The sequence below is a fragment of the Sphingomonas sp. Leaf242 genome (genome assembly GCF_001422045.1).
Taxonomy (GTDB): Bacteria; Pseudomonadota; Alphaproteobacteria; order Sphingomonadales; family Sphingomonadaceae; genus Sphingomonas.
The window spans coordinates 576,972-594,101 of record NZ_LMLW01000009.1; the positions used below are offsets into that span (position 1 = coordinate 576,972).

Below are 17,130 nucleotides of genomic sequence, written 5' to 3' on the forward strand. Positions count from 1 at the left end.
GGTAATGGTCGCATGACCCTCTCCCGCCGAAATCTGCTCGGGGCTGGGCTCGCGGCAAGCGCCGCCGCATCGCTGGGACCGGGCGTGGCCGCGGGGCAACGCCGCAGTTCGAACGCCGCGCGCTTTTCGCTCGGTTTCGCGCCGCACGAAGGCAGCTTTGCCAGCCGCGGCGGGCGGATCGAGCAGATCGCCTACGCCGCCGACCAGGGTTTCACGGCCTGGGAGGACAACGAGGCGGGGACGCGCTCGGTGGCGGAGCAGGAGCAGATGGCCAAGGCGCTCGCGCAGCGCGGCATGACGATGGGCGTGTTCGTCGCCAGCATGCCCAAATGGTCGCAGTCGCGGCCGCTGCTCGGTGCCAATGACGGCGCCGAGCGCGAGGCGTTCCTTGCCGACATCCGCGCCTCGCTCGACGTCGCCAAGCGATTGAACGCGAAGCACATGACCGTCGTTACCGGCTTCATGGATCCGAAGGTGCCGGTCGATATCCAGACGGCGCGCGTGATCGACATCATGCGCCGCGCGGGCGACATCGTCGCGCCATCGGGCACGGCGATGGTGATGGAGCCGCTCAACACGCGGACCAACCATCCCGGCGTCTATATGCAGTCGATTTCGCAGGGCTATGCGGTCGCGCGCGGCGCCAACAGCCCGGCGGTGAAGATCCTCGCCGACCTGTATCATGAGCAGATCCAGTCGGGGAACCTGCTCCCGACGCTCGACACCTGCTGGGACGAGATCGGCTATATCCAGTTCGGCGACAATCCGGGCCGCAATGAGCCGTCGACGGGCGAGATCAACTTCAAGTCGATCGTGAAGTGGCTGAAAGCGAAACGGTACACCGGCGTGATCGGCATGGAACACGGCAATTCGATCGCCGGCCGCGCGGGCGAGGATCGCCTGATCGCCGCCTACCGCGAGATCGACGCAGCATGAAGGGGATCGGGATGAAGACGGTATTGATGGCGAGCGTCATCGTGGCGCTGGCGGGGCCAGGTGCTGCGCAGGAGAAGCCCGGTTTCAAGGACACGCCGATGCTGCCGGGCGGCCAGTGGCACGTCCATGATGCCGACCGCCCCGCGCCGACCGTGGTCGCGCCGGCGACCACCCCCGGCGGTCCGCCCGCCGACGCGGTCGTGCTGTTCGACGGGCGTTCGCTCGACGCATGGAAGCCCGATCGCATCGCATGGCCGATCGCGAACGGTGCGCTCACGATCCCCTCGCGCGCGAAAAGCGGCGGCGAGAACAACCTCGTCTCGAAACAGAGCTTCGGCGACGTGCAGATGCATCTCGAATTCCGCTCGCCCAACCCGCCGACCAAGACCTCGCAGGATCGCGGCAACAGCGGCATCTGGTTCATGCAGCGCTATGAATTGCAGATCCTCGATGGTTCGCAGAACCCGACCTACGCCGATGGCACCATCGGCGCGGTCTATGGCTGGAAACCGCCGCTGGTGAACGCCGCGCGTCGCCCGGGCGATTGGCAGACGTACGATATCGTGTTCGAGCGCCCGCGTTTTGCTGCTGATGGCAGCCTGCTCCGGCCGGCCTATGTCACCGCGTTGCTCAATGGCGTGCTGGTCCAGAACCATCAGGCGATGCTCGGCACCACGATCTGGCGCAAGGTCGCCAGTTACACCGCGCACGCCGACGCCGCGCCGATCCAGCTCCAGGATCACGATTCGCCGGTATCGTTCCGCAACATCTGGGTCCGCCCGCTGACCGAAGCGGCGATCGCGCAGGATCTGAAGAAGGACGGAAAATGATCGATCGCAGAACAGCACTTGCCGGCGTCGTCGCCATGTTCGGCAGCGCCTTGTACGCACCCATCGCGCGCGCCGCAGGGGTCGGCCAGGCGCCCGGCGCGGCGGCGGGGATCCCCGTCATCAGCGAAGGCCCGCCCAGCGTGGCGGTCTTCACGGCCTCCCAGCGCGCGCTGATGACCGCGCTCAGCGAACGCGTCCTGCCGACCACCGACACGCCGGGCGCGATCGCCGCGGGTGTCCCGGCCTATATCGAGAAGCTGCTCGCCGACTGGGCCGCGCCCGCCGACCGCGTGCCGATCCTTGCCGGGCTCGACGCGATCGAGGCGCGCAGCCTGAAGGACTACAAGGTCGCCGGGGCGAAGGCGACCGCGGCGCAGCAGGACGCGCTTCTCACGCTCGCGATGAATGACCAGATCTCGTCGGGCGGCGTCTTCTTCGAGGCATTCCGCCAGCTCGTCGTCACCGGCTATTACACGTCGGAAATCGGCATGACGCAGGAGCGCGAATATTTGCCGGTGCCAGGCGAGTATAACGGCGCATTCCCCTATTCTCAGGTCAACAAGGTCTATTCCGCATGATCCTCAGCCGTAGAACCCTGCTCGCCGGCTCCGGTGCGGTCGCCGCGCTCGCGTTCGTGCCCACCGCCTCGGCCGCGCAATTGAAGGCGATTGGCCTGCAACTCTACACGATCCGCGACATCTTCTCGAAGGACCCGGTCGGCACGCTCGGACAGGTCGCGAAGATCGGCTACCGCGAGGTCGAGTTCGGCGGCGGCGGCTATGACGGCATGGATCATGCGATGCTGCGCCGGACGATGGACAAGCTCGGCCTGACCGCACCCTCCGTGCACATCAGCTACGACGCGCTGTTGAAGCAGTTCGACCAGTCGGTGACGATGGCCAAGACGCTCGGCGCGACCACGGTCGTGCTGCCGTACATGACCGACGAGCATCGCAACGAGGCGGGCTGGACCGCCGCGCTGCCGAACTTCAACCGGTTCGCGACCGACCTGAAAAAGGCCGGGCTGGGCTTCGCGTATCACAACCACGATTTCGAGTTCACCACCAAGCCGGGTGGCGTCAGCCTGTACGAGCGGCTTTTGAAGGAGACCGATCCCGCGCTCGTGAAGCTCGAACTCGATCTCTACTGGGCCATGCATGCGGGCGAAAACCTCACGACGCTGGTCGGGCGGCTGTCGACGCGCCTCTACGCCTACCACGTCAAGGACATGCGCCCCAATCGGAGCATGACCGCGGTCGGGCAGGGCACGATCGATTTCGCCGCGCTCTTCAAGCTGAAGGGCAGCGCCGGCGTCCGCCATTTCTACGTCGAGAACGACGAGGCGCCCGCGCCCTATCTGCCCGACATCACCACGAGTTTCCGGACGTTGCGCGCGCTTCGTTTCTGACCGACCGCGCTTCTGACCGGCAGCGTTTCTAATTGGGTGCGTTTCTAAGTAGTAGGAGAGGAAGATCATGGCCGAGACCAACAGGTTCGACGCGATCGTCATAGGGTCTGGCGTAAGTGGTGGCTTTGCCGCCAAGGAATTGACCGAGAAGGGCCTGCGCGTCCTGATGCTCGACCGCGGCAAGATGGTCGAGCATGGCGAGGGCTACACCTACGACGGCAAGCCCGCCTACGAGGTGCCCGCGCGCAACATTATGCCCAAGGCGTTGATGGAGAGCGATTACTTCATCGGCAAGCACGGCTATGTCCAGCCCAGCAACCGCGAGTTCCACAATGACGACCGGCTGAACCCTTATGCTTATGACGAAGGCAGCAAGTTCTACTGGATCCGGCCGGGCGCGGTCGGCGGCAAGTCGCTGATCTGGGGCCGCTGGTGCTTCCGCTGGAGCCCGGAGGATTTCGAGGCGAACAAGCGCGACGGCATCGATGGCGATTGGCCGATCCGTTATGACGACGTCGCGCCGTGGTACAGCTATGTCGAGAAATACATCGGCGTCTCGGGTTCGCGCGAGAACCTCGCCTATCTCCCCGACAGCGAATTTCAGCCGCCGATGCCGATGAACGTCGCCGAGAAATGGCTAAAGCAGGGTCTCGAAACCAAATTCCCAGGCCGGAAGCTGATCAACACGCGGCTGTCCAACATGACCGAGGACAAGCCCGACCAGAACCGCACCAAGTGCCAGTTCCGCAACCAGTGCGGCAATGGCTGTTCGTTCGGCGCCTATTTCTCGACCCAGGCAGTGACGTTGCCGGCCGCACGCGCGACCGGACGGTTGACGCTCAAATCGGACTCGGTCGTCACCAACCTTGTCTACGACGCGGCGCGGAAGAAGGTTACCGGCGTCCGCTACATCGATACGAAGACCGGCCAGGCGGAGACGGTCAACGCCGATCTCGTGTTCCTCTGCGCCTCGGCGATCGCATCCACGCAGATCCTGCTGAACTCGCGCGCGCTGGGCAGTGACCGCAGCTATTTCGACGAGAGCGGCACGCTCGGGCGCTATGTGATGGACCACATCTTCCGCGTCGGGATCGAGGGCGACATCCCCGGCATGGAGGAGTTCATCGAGTTCGGTCGCCGGCCCGGCGGCGCCTACATCCCGCGCTTCCGCAACATCGGCGGCGACGAGGGTGTCGGCTTCAAGCGTGGCTATGGCTATCAGGGCAGCGCCTATCGCAACCCCGCCGCCCCGGTCGGGTTCGGCGCATCGATGAAGCAGGGCATGCGCAAATACGCGCCGTGGCGGTTCAGCATGGGCGCGTTCGGCGAATGCCTGCCCTATGCCGACAACAAGGTGTCGCTGCACCAGTCGAAGGTCGACCGGTACGGCGTCCCGCTGGTCCGCTTCGACGTCCGCTTCCGCGACAACGAACTGAAAATGATGACCGATGCGCGCGCCCAAGGCGAAGCGATGCTCAAAGGTGTAGGGCTGACCAACGTCAAGAGTTCGGAGAGCGAGCACGTCCCCGGTGACGCGATCCACGAAATGGGCGGCGCGCGCATGGGCCGCGACCCGCGCACGTCGGTGCTCAACGAATGGAGTCAGGCACACGCCGCGTCCAACCTCTACGTCACCGACGGGGCTCAGATGGCTTCGATCTCGTGCGTGAACCCGTCGCTGACCTTCATGGCGCTAACCGCCCGCGCTGCCGATCATGCGGTTCGTCAGAAAAAGTTGCGCGCCTAGCGGCAGTAGGTTGTGCCGCCGACCGAAAAATAGGCGGCCCGGCGTGGAGTTATGACGCGGCCATCTCGGCCCGCTACTTATGTACTGTAGGATGTTTAACGACTGCACGTATCCCGGCGCTACGTGTTCTCAGGAACAGCTGGTGACCCCTACGAGAATCGAACTCGTGCTTACGCCGTGAGAGGGCGTCGTCCTAACCGCTAGACGAAGGGGCCGTTAGCAGATGCGGGCGTCTACGGAATGGGGTGGCAGGCGTCAAGACGCTTGCCGATAATTCCGTAGATGTCCGCCCGTTTTATCGGGCGCTCGTTTTGTCAGGCGGCGGCCTTCTTGCGCTCGGCCATTTCCTCGTTGAGCATCTCGGCCAGCAGGAAGGCTAGTTCGAGGCTCTGGCTGGCGTTGAGGCGGGGGTCGCAATGGGTGTGATAGCGGTCGGCTAGCGACTGCTCGGTCACGTCGATCGCGCCGCCGGTGCATTCGGTCACGTTCTGCCCGGTCATCTCGGCATGGATGCCGCCCGCGTGCGTGCCTTCCGCGCGGTGGACCGCGAAAAAGCCGCGGACCTCGGCGAGGATGCGGTCGAACGGCCGCGTCTTGTAGCCGTTGGCGGCCTTGACGACGTTGCCGTGCATCGGGTCGCAGCTCCACACCACCGGATGGCCCTCGCGCGTGACCGCGCGGACGAGGCGAGGCAGGTTCGCCTCGATCTTGTCATAGCCATAGCGCGTGATCAGCGTCATCCGGCCGGGGACGCGGGCAGGGTTGAGCGTGTCGAGCATCCGCAGCAGCGCGTCGGGCTCGAGGCTCGGGCCGCACTTGATGCCGATCGGGTTGCCGATGCCGCGCAGGTATTCGACGTGGCTCGAGCCCTCGAAGCGGGTGCGGTCGCCGATCCAGAGGAAGTGCGCGCTGGTGTCGTACCAGTCGCCGGTCAGCGAATCTTGCCGCGTCAGCGCCTGCTCGTACTGGAGCAGCAGCGCCTCGTGGCTGGTATAGAAATGCGTTTGCGCAAGCTGCGGCACGGTCTCGGGATCGATCCCGCAGGCTGCCATGAACTCGAGCGCCTCGCCGATCCGGTCCGCGGTCTCGGCGTATTTCTTCGACCACGGGCTGCGGCCCATGAAGTCGTGCGTCCAGCGGTGGACCTGGTGCAGGTTCGCGTAGCCGCCCTGCGCGAAGGCGCGCAGCAGGTTGAGCGTGGCGGCCGACTGCGAATAGGCACGGATCATCCGCTGCGGATCGGGCGCACGCGATTCCGCGGTGAAGGCGATGTCGTTGACGTTGTCGCCGCGGTACGAGGGCAGCTCGACGCCGCCGATCGTCTCGGTATCGGTCGAGCGTGGCTTGGCGAACTGGCCGGCCATGCGGCCGAGCTTCACGACCGGCAGCTTCGACGCGTAGGTAAGCACGACGGCCATCTGGAGGATGACTCGGAACGTGTCGCGGATGTTGTTCGCGCTATGCTCCGCGAAGCTCTCGGCGCAGTCGCCACCCTGGAGCAGGAACGCCTTGCCGGCGGCGACTTCGGCGAGCTGCGCGGTCAGGTTGCGCGCTTCGCCGGCGAAGACGAGCGGCGGAAACGTGGCCAGCTGGTCGGTCGCGGCGGTCAGCGCTGCGGCGTTGGGATAAGAGGGGAGCTGTCGTGCTTCGTGACGCGTCCAGCTGTCGGGGGCCCAGTTCGCGGCCATATCATGTCGTCCGATCGATGAATTGTGGGGCTGGCCATGCGGGAAAATGCCTTTTCGCGCAATGAAGTAAAGCTTTGGGGCGGGTGTGGCGGCTCGTTCAATAACCCGCGTCGAGGTCGGCGACGTTCTTCATTGGGCTGCCGGCGAGGAACGCAGCGAGGTTTTCGAGAAACAGTGTCGCGCCGCGCGCGAACATCGTTGTCTGGCTGCGACCCGACAGATGCATCGTGACGATCGCGTTGGGCGTCGACCAGAGCGGGTGCTCGGGGGGCAGGGGTTCGGGATTGGTCGGGTCGAGAACCGCACCGGCAATGCCGCGGTCGGTGAGCGCGGCGATCAGCGCGTCGTCGTCGATCATGTCGCCGCGGGCGATATTGATCAGCCATGCGGACGGTTTCATCGCCGCGAGTTCGTCGCGGCCGATCATCGCGTGCGTGGCGCCGGTCGAGGGCGCGGCCAGGATGATCCAGTCGAAGTCTCCGAGCCGATCGCGCCACGCGTCGGGTGTGAGCGTGCCGTCGCGGCCGGTGCGCGTGACGCCGGTGACGTCGACGCCGAACGCGCTCAGGCGATCGCCGATCATCTTGCCGATCGTGCCATAGCCGATGACGAGGACCTTGGTGCCGGCGAGTTCGATCTTGCCGGGTGCGTCCTTCAGCCATTCGTGGCGGTCCTGCGCACGAACGACAGTATCGAAGCGCTTCGCGGCGACGAGCACGGCCATCACGGCATATTCGGCGACTGCGACGGCATTGATGCCCGCACCGTTGGTCAGCGTGACGCCGTTGTCGCGCAGCGTGTCGAGCGGTAACGCGTCGAGACCGGCATAGATCGTCGACACCCATTTGAGGGTCGGTCCGGCGTGGCGGATCGCATCGGCGACGAGCTCGGTCGGCTGCATGTCGACCCAGGCGATGTCCGCATCGGCGATCATCGCGTTCGCCTCGGCAGGCTTGGCGAACCAGGCGGTTTCGAGGTTCGCGGGGAGGTGCGGTTCGAGGAGCGGGCGGGCGGCGGCGGGGAGGACGGCTTTCATTGGGAGAGCATCGGCGCGCGGCGGGGCATGTCAAGTTGTGGCGGGGCTAGCGAGGGGGTCGATCGGTCCGCGTACTCCAGAGTGTTACCATCCTCCCGTTATTATCTCGTCATCCCCGCGCAGGCTCGGATCCATATGCTAAAGATACGCGATCTAGTCGTGAAGCTTGCGAGTATGGGTTCCCGCCTCCGCGGGAATGACGACGGAAAGGGCTCACACCGCTACGATCTTCCAGTCCCAGCCGAGCGAGTCGCCGTCCATCACCTCGACTCCGGCGGCGGCGAGTTCGTCGCGGATCGCATCCGACCGTCTGAAATCCTTCGCGGCGCGCGCGTCGCGACGGTCCGAGAGACGTGCGGCGATGGCGGCTTCGTCGATCGTTGCCGTTACCGGGCGGATGCGCAGGTCTTCGCGGCTGATCGTCGCGAGATCGAGTCCCAGCACCGCGTCGAAATCGTCCAGCGCGGCGATCCGGTCCGCCGGCGCGACTCGCTTGTCCGCGAGCAGTTCGTCGAGGATCGGCAGCGCGCGCGGAGTAGCGAGATCGTCCGACACGGCCTCTTCCAGCCGGTCGGCATAGGCATGTGCGCTGCCCGACGGGCCGCCGGGCTCGCGGGCGCGCAACGTCTCGACCGCCTGCACCATCCGCTTCAGGCGGATCGCTGCCGCCGCGAGGTTCTCCCAGGAGAACTCAAGCTCGCTGCGATAGTGCGCCTGGAGGCACATCAGGCGGTAGGCGAGAGGGTGGAAGCCGCGGTCGACGATCGTCTGCATCGTCGTGAACTGGCCGGTCGACTTCGACATCTTGCCCGCACGTTCGACCAGGAAGTTGTTGTGCATCCAGACGCTCGCACCGGTATCGGCGCACTCGCAATGCGCCTGGTTCTGCGCGATCTCGTTGGGATGGTGGATCTCGCGGTGATCGATCCCGCCGGTGTGGATGTCGAAATGCGCGCCGAGGTAATGCTTGCTCATCACCGAGCATTCGAGATGCCAGCCAGGCGCGCCGCGACCCCACGGTGAATCCCATTCCATCTGGCGGTTCTCGCCCGGAGTCGAGGTGCGCCAGATCGCGAAGTCCTGCGGGTTGCGCTTGCCGGCGACGGGTTCGATTCTGCTTTCGATGTCGTCGTTCCCGGCACGTGCGAGGCGGCCATAGTCCGGGACCGTCGCCACATCGAAATACAGTCCGCTGTCGAGCATATAGCAGTGCTTGGGCGCGATCTGTTCGGCGAACGCGATCATCTCGGCGATATGATCCGTCGCGACCGCCCAGCGTGCTGGCGAAACGATGTTGAGGCGCGCGACGTCGCGTTTGAACACGTCGGTATAATAGGCCGCAATCTCCCAGATCGAACGTCCTTGTGCGGCGGCGGCCTTTTCCATCTTGTCGTCGCCGACATCGGCGTCGGACGTCAGGTGCCCGACATCGGTGATGTTGATGATGTGAGTCGTCGGCCATCCCTTCCACCGCAGCACGCGGCCCAGCGTATCGGCGAACAGGAAGGCGCGCATGTTGCCGATATGCTGGTAATTATAGACGGTCGGCCCACAGGTGTAGAGCCCGACATCGGTCGGGTCGATCGGCTGGAACGTCTCGAGCTGGCGCGTGAGGCTGTTGTACAAGGTCAGGGGGATGCGGGTCATGCGGCTGCTCTTAGCGGTGCATTGGTCCTGCCGCAAAGCCGGCAAAGTGGCTTGCCGACGTACGGGGAAGCGCGGTTTGGCTTGAAACCCCCGCACTCCCCTGATAGGGGCCCCAGTTCATGCGGCGCGGACCTATTCGCGACGGCAAAAATCTATTCGACCGGAGCTTAACGGGTTTATGCAGATCATCGTACGCGACAACAACGTCGACCAGGCCCTTCGCGCGCTCAAGAAGAAGCTGCAGCGCGAAGGCGTGTATCGCGAGATGAAGCTGCGCCGGCACTATGAGAAGCCGTCGGAGAAGCGTGCGCGCGAGCGTGCAGCGGCGATTCGTCGTTCGCGCAAGCTCGACCGCAAGCGCGCAGAGCGCGACGGCGCACGATAAGATTTGGTCGGCCGAGCCCGGCGAACGGGCAGGCCGATAGTTTCGGGGGGTGTCGTGATCGGCGCCCCCGTTTGCTTTCCAACGGCACGCGCGGCGCTCCGGCGTGACCAGATGACCGGGGCCTGATCCGATGTCGACCGTCACCGCAGTGCCGCTGCAGCCCACCAAGCGCAGCTACCTTGTCTATCTTTGGGTCGGTATCGCGCTCGCGCTGATCGCCGCAGTAGCGCTTGCGCGCCAGGGCGACGACCCGCTGGCGCGCAATGCGCGTGCCCGAGGTGTGGTCGTGACCGCGTCCGGGTTGCAGTACAAGGTGATCGCGCCCGGCAAGCCCGGTGCGGCCAAGCCCACCGATGCGGACGTTGCGCTGGTCAACTACGAGGGCAAGCTGCTCAACGGCACGACCTTCGACAAGTCGCAGCAGCCGATGCCGATGCCGGTGACCGGCGTCGTCCCGGGCTTCTCCGAAGCGCTGAAGCTGATGCCGAAGGGGTCGAAGTATCGCTTCTGGATGAAGCCGTCACTTGGTTATGGCGACAAGGCCGCCGGCCCGATCCCGGCCAACTCGACGCTGGTGTTCGATGTCGAGCTGCTCGACTTCCTGCCGCAGAGCGTAGTCCAGCAGATGCAGGCACAGGCGCAGATGGGGCGTGGCGCACCCGGCGCGATGCCAGGCGGTGTCCCGGGTGGTCCGGCCGGTATGCCGGGTGGCGCGCAGAACCAGCCGCATCAGTAAGCCGCCGCGATGTAAGCCGGACGGTCCTCCGGCTTACCGCCTTCATGATCGAGACATGAAAAAAAAACGCCCGCGGCCTAATGCCGTCGGGCGTTTTTTCGTCGGGTAGGTGATCAGTGCCGGGGCGGGAGGACCGGGCGGGGCTGGTCCGGCCAGATGCCGCGCGTATCGAGCACGGTCTTGTCAGCACGCTCTTCCAGCGGGATCGACTTGAAGACGTCGTGATCGACGAGCACGACCATGATCGCGCACGTCTCGATCGCGCTGTCCACGTCGATCAGTGTCGCGCCCGTCTCGGCTAACGTGATCGGCAGCGACTTGGCATAGGGCTCGACGATCCGCACGCGGTCGCCGAACGCGCCCGCCACCGCCTGTGCGACCTTCAGCGCCGGGCTTTCGCGGAAGTCGTCGATGTTCGCCTTGAACGCGAGGCCTAGGCAGGCGACCACCGCATCGGGCATCGAGTCGACCAGCGCGGAGACCTGCGCGATGACATGGTCGGTCTTGCCGTCGTTCACTTCGCGCGCGGTCCGGATCAGCGGGGTCTGGTCGGGCGCGGCGTGGACCAAGAACCACGGGTCGACAGCGATGCAATGCCCGCCAACGCCGGGCCCGGGCTGGAGGATGTTCACGCGCGGATGGCGATTGGCGAGGCGGATCACCTCCCATACGTCGACGCCCATCGTATCGGCGATCAGCGACAGCTCGTTGGCGAACGCGATGTTCACGTCGCGAAACGCGTTCTCGGTGAGCTTGGTCATCTCCGCCGCGCGTGCGGTCGTGGTGACGCAGGCGCCGCGGACGAAGCGGCGATAGAAGGTCAGCGCTTTCCGCGCACACCTAGGTGTGATTCCGCCGATCACGCGGTCGTTGTCGATCAGTTCGACCAGAATGCGGCCGGGCAACACGCGTTCGGGGCAATAGGCGATCGCGATGTCGGCCTGTTCGCCGGCACGTCCGGGTACGCGGATATCGGGACGCAGCCTGGCCAGCACGTCACGCACCTGTTCGGTGGTGCCGACGGGCGAGGTCGATTCGAGGATGATCGTGTCGCCGGCTTTCAGCACGGTCGCGATGGTCGTCGCGGCGTCGAGGACATAGTCGATGTTGGGGGCGTGATCGGCGTCGAACGGCGTCGGGACGGCGATCACGAAGACGTCGGCGGGCTCGATCGTCATCGATGCGCGCAACGTGCCGCGTGCGACGACGCCCGAGACGAGACCGTCGAGATCGACCTCCTCGATATGCACGCGACCCGAGTTCACCGTCTCGACGACCGATTCGGTCACGTCGACGCCGAGTACGCGCGCGCCGGTGCGGGCGATCACTGCCGCGGTCGGGAGGCCGATATAGCCTAGGCCCATGACGACGACGGAGAGTTCGGGGTCAGAGAGCATGCGCGGCGGCGTCCTTCGGGGCGGGAGTTCGGGCGAGAGTTCGGGCAATGACGTCGGCGATCCGAGCGGCGGCGTGACCGTCGCCGAACGGATTGTGCGCGCGCGCCATCGCGGCATGGGCGGTGGGGTCGTCGAGCAGTGTAAAGATCTCGGTTACGATGCGGTCCTCGTCGGTGCCGATCAGCTTGGCGGTGCCGGCGGCGATTCCCTCGGGGCGCTCGGTCGTCTCGCGCATTACCAGGACGGGTTTGCCGAGCGCGGGCGCCTCCTCCTGCACGCCGCCCGAATCGGTCAGGACGATGTCGGCCATCCCGAGCGCGCGGACGAAATGCGGGTAATCGAGCGGCGCGGTCCGCGCGACGTTGGCGCGGTCGCCGAGAACCGCGTCCATGACCGAGACGACGTTAGGGTTGGGATGGACCGGGAACAGCACGGCGACGTCGTCGCGCGCGGCGATCCGACCGATCGCACGCGCGATCGCGGCCATGCCGTCGCCGAAATTCTCGCGGCGATGAGTCGTCACCAGGATCAGGCGCTTGCCCGCGAACCGCAGCGCGATGTCGTCGAGCCCGGCGGCCAGCGAGGGGTCGGCGGCTACCCGGTCGGCGGTCCAGTGCAGTGCGTCGATGACCGTGTTGCCGGTCACGTGGATCGTATCGGCGGCGATCGTCTCGCGGCGCAGCGCCTCGGCCGCGGTGTCGGTCGGCGCGAAGTGCAGCGCGGCGATCGGCGCGACGATCCGGCGGTTCACTTCCTCGGGCCAGGGTTGATAGATGTCGCCCGACCGCAGCCCGGCCTCGACATGCGCCACCGGCACCTTGCGGTAATAGGCGGCGAGCGCGCCGGTCATCGCGGTGGCGGTGTCGCCCTGGACGACGACGAGATCGGGGCGTTCGGCGTCCATCACCTCGCCGAGCCCGGTCAGCAGGCGCGCGGTCAGGCGGTCGAGCGTCTGGCCGGGCTCCATCAGGTCGAGATCGATGTCGGGGGCGAGGTCGGCGATCGCGAGCACCTGATCGAGCAACCCGCGATGTTGGGCGGTCACGCAGGTTCGTACCGTGAGCCCAGATATCGCCGCCAGCGCGCGGATCACCGGAAAGAGTTTGATCGCTTCGGGGCGCGTTCCGAAAATGACGAGGATCTTGGACATGGAACCTCTCTAGCCCAGGATATTTAAGGACGCGCTAACCGGTTACAGCGTTTCTTTGGTCGGCTGTTCGGAATTGCGCGGGTGCGTAACGATCGGTAAATGGTGCACCGCAACTAAACGACCTCGACGACATAATTGGAGCTCCGAATGACGATCAAGCCGCTTCGCAAGGCCGTATTTCCCGTCGCCGGACTCGGCACGCGTTTCCTGCCGGCGACCAAGTCGATGCCCAAGGAAATGCTCACCGTCGTCGACAAGCCGCTGATCCAGTATGCGGTCGAGGAAGCGCTCGAGGCGGGGATCGAGCAGATCATCTTCGTCACCGGCCGCGGCAAGGGCGCGCTCGAGGATCATTTCGATATCTCGTACGAGCTCGAAGCCACGATGAAGGCGCGGGGCAAGTCGCTCGATGCGATCAGCCATATCCGGATGAAGCCGGGTTCGCCCGTCTATGTCCGCCAGCAGGAGCCGCTGGGCCTCGGCCATGCCGTGTGGTGCGCGCGCGAGATCGTCGGCGACGAGCCGTTCGCGGTGCTGCTGCCCGACGAGCTGATGGTCGGCAAGCCGGGCTTCATGAAGCAGATGGTCGAGGCGTATAACAAGGTCGGCGGCAACGTGATCGGTGCGCTCGAAGTCGCCGATTCGGAAACGGACAAGTACGGCATCATCTCGCCCGGCGCGATCGATGGCCGGCTGACCGAAGTGAAGGCGCTCGTCGAAAAGCCTAAGCAGGGCACCGCGCCGTCGAACCTGATGATCCCCGGCCGCTACATCCTGCAGCCCGACGTGATGCGGATTCTGGAGACGCAGGAAAAGGGTGCGGGTGGCGAGATCCAGCTGACCGATGCGATGGCGCAGCTGATCGGCAACCAGCCGTTCCACGGCTTCACGTTCGACGGCCAGCGTTACGACTGCGGCGACAAGGCCGGCTACATCCAGGCCAATCTCGCCATCGCGCTGTCGCGCGCCGATATCGGTCCGGCAGTCCGCGACTTCGCCAAGGGCCTGCTGCAAGGCTGACCCGGGTTTATCGGCTCTCCGTCACCGGGGACTGGTTCGCCGCGTATCCAGTCAAACATGTACGGTCATTCCCGCGCAGGCGGGAACCCATATTGGCAAACCTCGCGACCTGATCGCCACCGTTTGAGCATCTGGGTCCCCGCCTCCGCGGGGATGACGGAGAAGTACATGGAAGGGGATATCTGCCGACTGGACCGGCATCACCGTTCTACAAATCTAGATCTCTCGATTTTGCAGAACGGTGGATGCTGGAACCAGTCGGCATGACGGGAACCGGGGCATCAAGCCCAACATAGGGCGGTACGCCCTAAAAAATTTGCCCAGAGCAGCCGCGGCATCCGGGGTCCTTGGGCAGACGGATCGTGCGAAATCGCAGGCCGAGCAGGTCGATCAGCAGCAACTTGCCCGCTTGATCGTCGCCGAACTGTGCGATCGCGCGCAGGACTTCGAGCGCGGCGAGACTGCCCAGCACGCCGGTGACGGGGCCTAGCACGCCGTCCTCCGCGCAGCTCGTCTCGGCGCGCTCGGGATCGTCGCCGACGAAACAGCGGTAACATGGCTTGTCGAGTTCCCACCCGCGGTAAGTCGCGAGCTGTCCTTCGAACTGGCCGACGGCGGCCGACACTAGCGGGATGCGTAGCGCGTAGGCGGCATCGGCGACGCAAAACCGGGTCGCGAAATTGTCGCATCCGTCGAGCACGACGTTGGCGCCCGCCAACAGTGTAGCGGCATTGGTCGGGTCGATGCGTGTGCGGTGCACGTCGACCGTGACGTGAGGATTGATTCGCCCGACCGCCGCCGCCGCCGCGTCGACCTTGGCGAGGCCGGTGTCGGCGGTCGTGAAGATCGTCTGGCGCTGCAGGTTGGACGGTTCGACCGAGTCGTCGTCGATCAAGATCAGGCGACCGATCCCGGCGGCGCCGAGATACTGGAGCGCGGGCGAGCCGATCCCGCCCGCACCGACGATCGCGACGGTCGCGGCTTTCAGTCGCGCCTGGCCGGTGCCGCCGAATTCCTTGAGGACGATATGTCGCGCATACCGGGTGAGTTCGTCGTCGGAGAGGATCATGCGCCCCAGGCGAACGTCAGGCTGGTGCGATACCAGGTGTCGGTATCGGTATCGACAACGTCGATCGCATCGCGCGCGCCGAGGATGACGCCGGCCGCATATTGCTCGACCGTCGGGCAGTCGATCGCACGCGGGGTGATCCGCCGGACGCGACCATCGGGGGTCATCAGCACCGCAAGGTCGATGCTGAGCGTCCAGCCCTGTGTCGTCCGGATCGCCCTTGCGCACCGCCCGGCCATGACTTCGCCGTGCACATAGGCAGACGTGTTGGCGAGCGTCGTCGAGCGCTGGCGGATGCGCAGGACGGGCAAGGCACTCCAATCCTGCGGCGCCAGCGGTACGCCAGCAGAGGCCCCGCCGCTCGACGGCGTGCTGGGCGATGTCTGTGCAGCCGGAGGCGTGGGTATGATCGCACCGGGGGGGGCGACGACCTGGAGAAGGGCGAACAGCGCGCCGATCATCGTCCGGTCGATCCGAAGCCGCCTGCGCCACGCGTCGTGTCGTCGAGCGTCGCGACTTCGGTCAGCGTCGCACGCAGGACGACCGCCGGAACGAGCTGCGCGATGCGGTCGCCGCGCGCGATCGCGAACGGCTCGCCGCCGAGATTGGCGAGGATAACCTTCACTTCGCCGCGGTAGTCGCTGTCGATCGTGCCGGGGGTGTTGAGGCAGGTGACGCCGTGTTTCAGTGCGAGGCCCGAGCGCGGGCGGACCTGGACTTCGTGACCAGGTGGTATCGCAATCGCGAACCCCGTCGCGACCGCAGCGCGGTCGCCGGGCGCGAGCGTCAGCGCTTCGGCAGCGACCACGTCCATTCCGGCGGCGCCATCGGTCGCATAGGCAGGCAGCGGCAGGCCTTCGCCGTGCGGCAGGCGTTTGAGTTCGATCCCGATCATGATTCGGGTTCTAGCGCATCGGCGATGCGGTCCGCCAGTCGTGCGGCGACCGTATCCTTCGGCAGCCGCTCCCAGCTTTCGACGCCGGTTGCGGTGACCAGGTGGACGCTGTTATCGGCGCCGCCCATCACGTCGCCCGACACGTCGTTCGCGACGATCCAGTCGGCCGACTTGCGGAGGCGCTTGGCGGTCGCGTGTTCGATCACGTTTTCGGTCTCCGCGGCGAAGCCGATCACCAGACGGGGGCGCTGCGGGCCGTGCGCGAGCGTGGCGAGGATGTCCGGGTTCTCCGAGAGCGACAGCAGCGGGGTCGCACCGTTTTTCTTGATCTTCTGCGGAACGGCGTCGACGTGCCAGTCGGCGACCGCCGCGACCATCACGGCGGTGTCGACCGGCAACGCTGAGTCGACCGCGCTCGCCATCTGCCGCGCGGTCTCGACGTCGATCCGGTCGACTCCGGCAGGCGTGGGAAGCGTGACCGGGCCCGCGACCAGCGTGACGCGCGCGCCGAGATCCGCCAGCGCCGCGGCGATCGCGAACCCCTGTTTGCCGGAGGATCGGTTGGCGATGTAGCGAACCGGGTCGATCGGCTCATGCGTCGGGCCGGCGGTGACGAGGATATGGCGCCCCTCCAGTCTGCCGGGGCGGGGCGGGGCCAGCATCGCCTGAACGGCAGCGGCGATCGCCGGCGGTTCTGGCAGGCGGCCGGGGCCGAATTCCCCGCAGGCCATCATTCCCTCGTCCGGATCCAGCACGGTGATCCCGTCGGTGCGCAGCTGCGCCACGTTGCGGACGGTCGCCGCGTGCTGCCACATGCGGACGTTCATCGCCGGCGCGACCAGCACGCGCGTATCGGTCGCCAGTAGCAGCGTCGTCGCGAGATCGTTCGCGATGCCGTTCGCCATACGCGCGATCAGATCCGCGGTCGCGGGGGCGACGACGATCAGGTCGGCTTCCCGGCTGAGCTGGATATGACCCATCTCCGCCTCGTCCTTGAGGTCCCAGAGCGTCGTGTAGACCTTGTCCTCGCTGAGCGCGGCGAGCGTCATCGGCGTGACGAAATGATGCGCAGCCTCGGTCATCACGCAGCGCACCGCGTGACCGCTGGTCTTGAGCAAGCGGATCAGCTCGGCGGCCTTGTAGGCGGCGATCCCGCCCCCGACGATCAGGAGGATGCGTTTCATCT

Annotated in this window: 17 protein-coding genes and 1 tRNA gene; 8 read left to right on the plus strand and 10 right to left on the minus strand. The window is 66.0% G+C overall.

The annotated features are described in order from the left end of the window. Positions 1-12 precede the first annotated feature (12 nt). The 5 genes from ASF09_RS13910 (at position 13) to ASF09_RS13930 (ending at position 4,921) form a co-directional block, all read left to right on the plus strand. Complete coding sequence (locus ASF09_RS13910) at positions 13-936, plus strand: hydroxypyruvate isomerase family protein (protein ID WP_060526729.1); 924 nt, start codon at positions 13-15, stop codon at positions 934-936. An 11-nt stretch (positions 937-947) separates the two neighbouring features. After that, positions 948-1,766: a 3-keto-disaccharide hydrolase gene (locus ASF09_RS13915; protein ID WP_156359369.1), complete on the plus strand. Its 819-nt coding sequence runs from the start codon at positions 948-950 to the stop codon at positions 1,764-1,766. After that, the gene (locus ASF09_RS13920) at positions 1,763-2,344 is read left to right on the plus strand and encodes a gluconate 2-dehydrogenase subunit 3 family protein (RefSeq protein WP_060526731.1); all 582 of its coding nucleotides are present in this window, start codon (positions 1,763-1,765) and stop codon (positions 2,342-2,344) included. The genes ASF09_RS13915 and ASF09_RS13920 overlap by 4 nt, the downstream gene beginning before the upstream one ends. Then, the gene (locus tag ASF09_RS13925; RefSeq protein WP_060526732.1) at positions 2,341-3,174 is read left to right on the plus strand and encodes a sugar phosphate isomerase/epimerase family protein; all 834 of its coding nucleotides are present in this window, start codon (positions 2,341-2,343) and stop codon (positions 3,172-3,174) included. The genes ASF09_RS13920 and ASF09_RS13925 overlap by 4 nt, the downstream gene beginning before the upstream one ends. A gap of 67 nt (positions 3,175-3,241) precedes the next feature. Continuing rightward, positions 3,242-4,921, plus strand: coding sequence for a GMC oxidoreductase (locus ASF09_RS13930; RefSeq protein WP_060526733.1), 1,680 nt, complete (start codon positions 3,242-3,244; stop codon positions 4,919-4,921). A 140-nt stretch (positions 4,922-5,061) separates the two neighbouring features. Here ASF09_RS13930 and ASF09_RS13935 read toward each other — a convergent pair. The 4 genes from ASF09_RS13935 to cysS form a co-directional block, all read right to left on the minus strand. Further along, positions 5,062-5,136, minus strand: a tRNA-Glu gene (locus ASF09_RS13935). Between the two features lie 99 nt (positions 5,137-5,235). Further along, complete coding sequence (locus ASF09_RS13940) at positions 5,236-6,609, minus strand: class II 3-deoxy-7-phosphoheptulonate synthase (protein WP_060526734.1); 1,374 nt, start codon at positions 6,607-6,609, stop codon at positions 5,236-5,238. Between the two features lie 97 nt (positions 6,610-6,706). Beyond that, a complete protein-coding gene (locus tag ASF09_RS13945) occupies positions 6,707-7,645 on the minus strand; it encodes a D-2-hydroxyacid dehydrogenase (RefSeq protein ID WP_060526735.1) in 939 nt (312 codons plus the stop codon). A 213-nt stretch (positions 7,646-7,858) separates the two neighbouring features. Continuing rightward, positions 7,859-9,292 (minus strand): cysteine--tRNA ligase, encoded by a 1,434-nt coding sequence (cysS, locus tag ASF09_RS13950; RefSeq protein WP_060526736.1) that lies wholly within the window; start codon positions 9,290-9,292, stop codon positions 7,859-7,861. A 178-nt stretch (positions 9,293-9,470) separates the two neighbouring features. On the opposite strand from cysS, the gene rpsU reads away from it, so the two are divergent. Together rpsU and ASF09_RS13960 are read left to right on the plus strand one after the other, a co-directional pair. Beyond that, positions 9,471-9,677, plus strand: coding sequence for a 30S ribosomal protein S21 (gene rpsU / locus ASF09_RS13955; RefSeq protein WP_055878578.1), 207 nt, complete (start codon positions 9,471-9,473; stop codon positions 9,675-9,677). A gap of 130 nt (positions 9,678-9,807) precedes the next feature. After that, complete coding sequence (locus tag ASF09_RS13960) at positions 9,808-10,413, plus strand: FKBP-type peptidyl-prolyl cis-trans isomerase (RefSeq protein WP_060526737.1); 606 nt, start codon at positions 9,808-9,810, stop codon at positions 10,411-10,413. 113 nt (positions 10,414-10,526) lie between these two features. On the opposite strand, the gene wecC is transcribed toward ASF09_RS13960, so the two are convergent. Both wecC and wecB read right to left on the minus strand, forming a co-directional pair. Beyond that, positions 10,527-11,810, minus strand: a complete 1,284-nt coding sequence (gene wecC, locus ASF09_RS13965) for a UDP-N-acetyl-D-mannosamine dehydrogenase (RefSeq protein ID WP_060526738.1) — start codon at positions 11,808-11,810, stop codon at positions 10,527-10,529. Continuing rightward, on the minus strand, positions 11,800-12,960 hold the full coding sequence (gene wecB / locus ASF09_RS13970) for a non-hydrolyzing UDP-N-acetylglucosamine 2-epimerase (RefSeq protein WP_060526739.1): 1,161 nt from the start codon (positions 12,958-12,960) through the stop codon (positions 11,800-11,802). The genes wecC and wecB overlap by 11 nt, the downstream gene beginning before the upstream one ends. Before the next feature lie 147 nt (positions 12,961-13,107). Here wecB and galU point away from each other — a divergent pair, with 147 nt between their 5' ends. Then, positions 13,108-13,980, plus strand: a complete 873-nt coding sequence (gene galU, locus ASF09_RS13975) for a UTP--glucose-1-phosphate uridylyltransferase GalU (protein ID WP_060526740.1) — start codon at positions 13,108-13,110, stop codon at positions 13,978-13,980. 307 nt (positions 13,981-14,287) lie between these two features. Here galU and ASF09_RS13980 read toward each other — a convergent pair whose 3' ends face one another. The 4 genes from ASF09_RS13980 to coaBC are packed head-to-tail and all read right to left on the minus strand — an operon-like array spanning position 14,288 to position 17,128. After that, a complete protein-coding gene (locus ASF09_RS13980; RefSeq protein WP_060526741.1) occupies positions 14,288-15,049 on the minus strand; it encodes a HesA/MoeB/ThiF family protein in 762 nt (253 codons plus the stop codon). Beyond that, entirely contained in the window at positions 15,046-15,510 is a 465-nt protein-coding gene (locus ASF09_RS13985; RefSeq protein ID WP_060526742.1) for a hypothetical protein, read from the minus strand. The genes ASF09_RS13980 and ASF09_RS13985 overlap by 4 nt, the downstream gene beginning before the upstream one ends. After that, complete coding sequence (gene dut, locus ASF09_RS13990) at positions 15,507-15,944, minus strand: dUTP diphosphatase (RefSeq protein WP_060526743.1); 438 nt, start codon at positions 15,942-15,944, stop codon at positions 15,507-15,509. Before dut ends, ASF09_RS13985 begins: the two co-directional genes overlap by 4 nt. After that, a complete protein-coding gene (gene coaBC / locus ASF09_RS13995; RefSeq protein ID WP_060526744.1) occupies positions 15,941-17,128 on the minus strand; it encodes a bifunctional phosphopantothenoylcysteine decarboxylase/phosphopantothenate--cysteine ligase CoaBC in 1,188 nt (395 codons plus the stop codon). The genes dut and coaBC overlap by 4 nt, the downstream gene beginning before the upstream one ends. Positions 17,129-17,130: the final 2 nt, after the last annotated feature.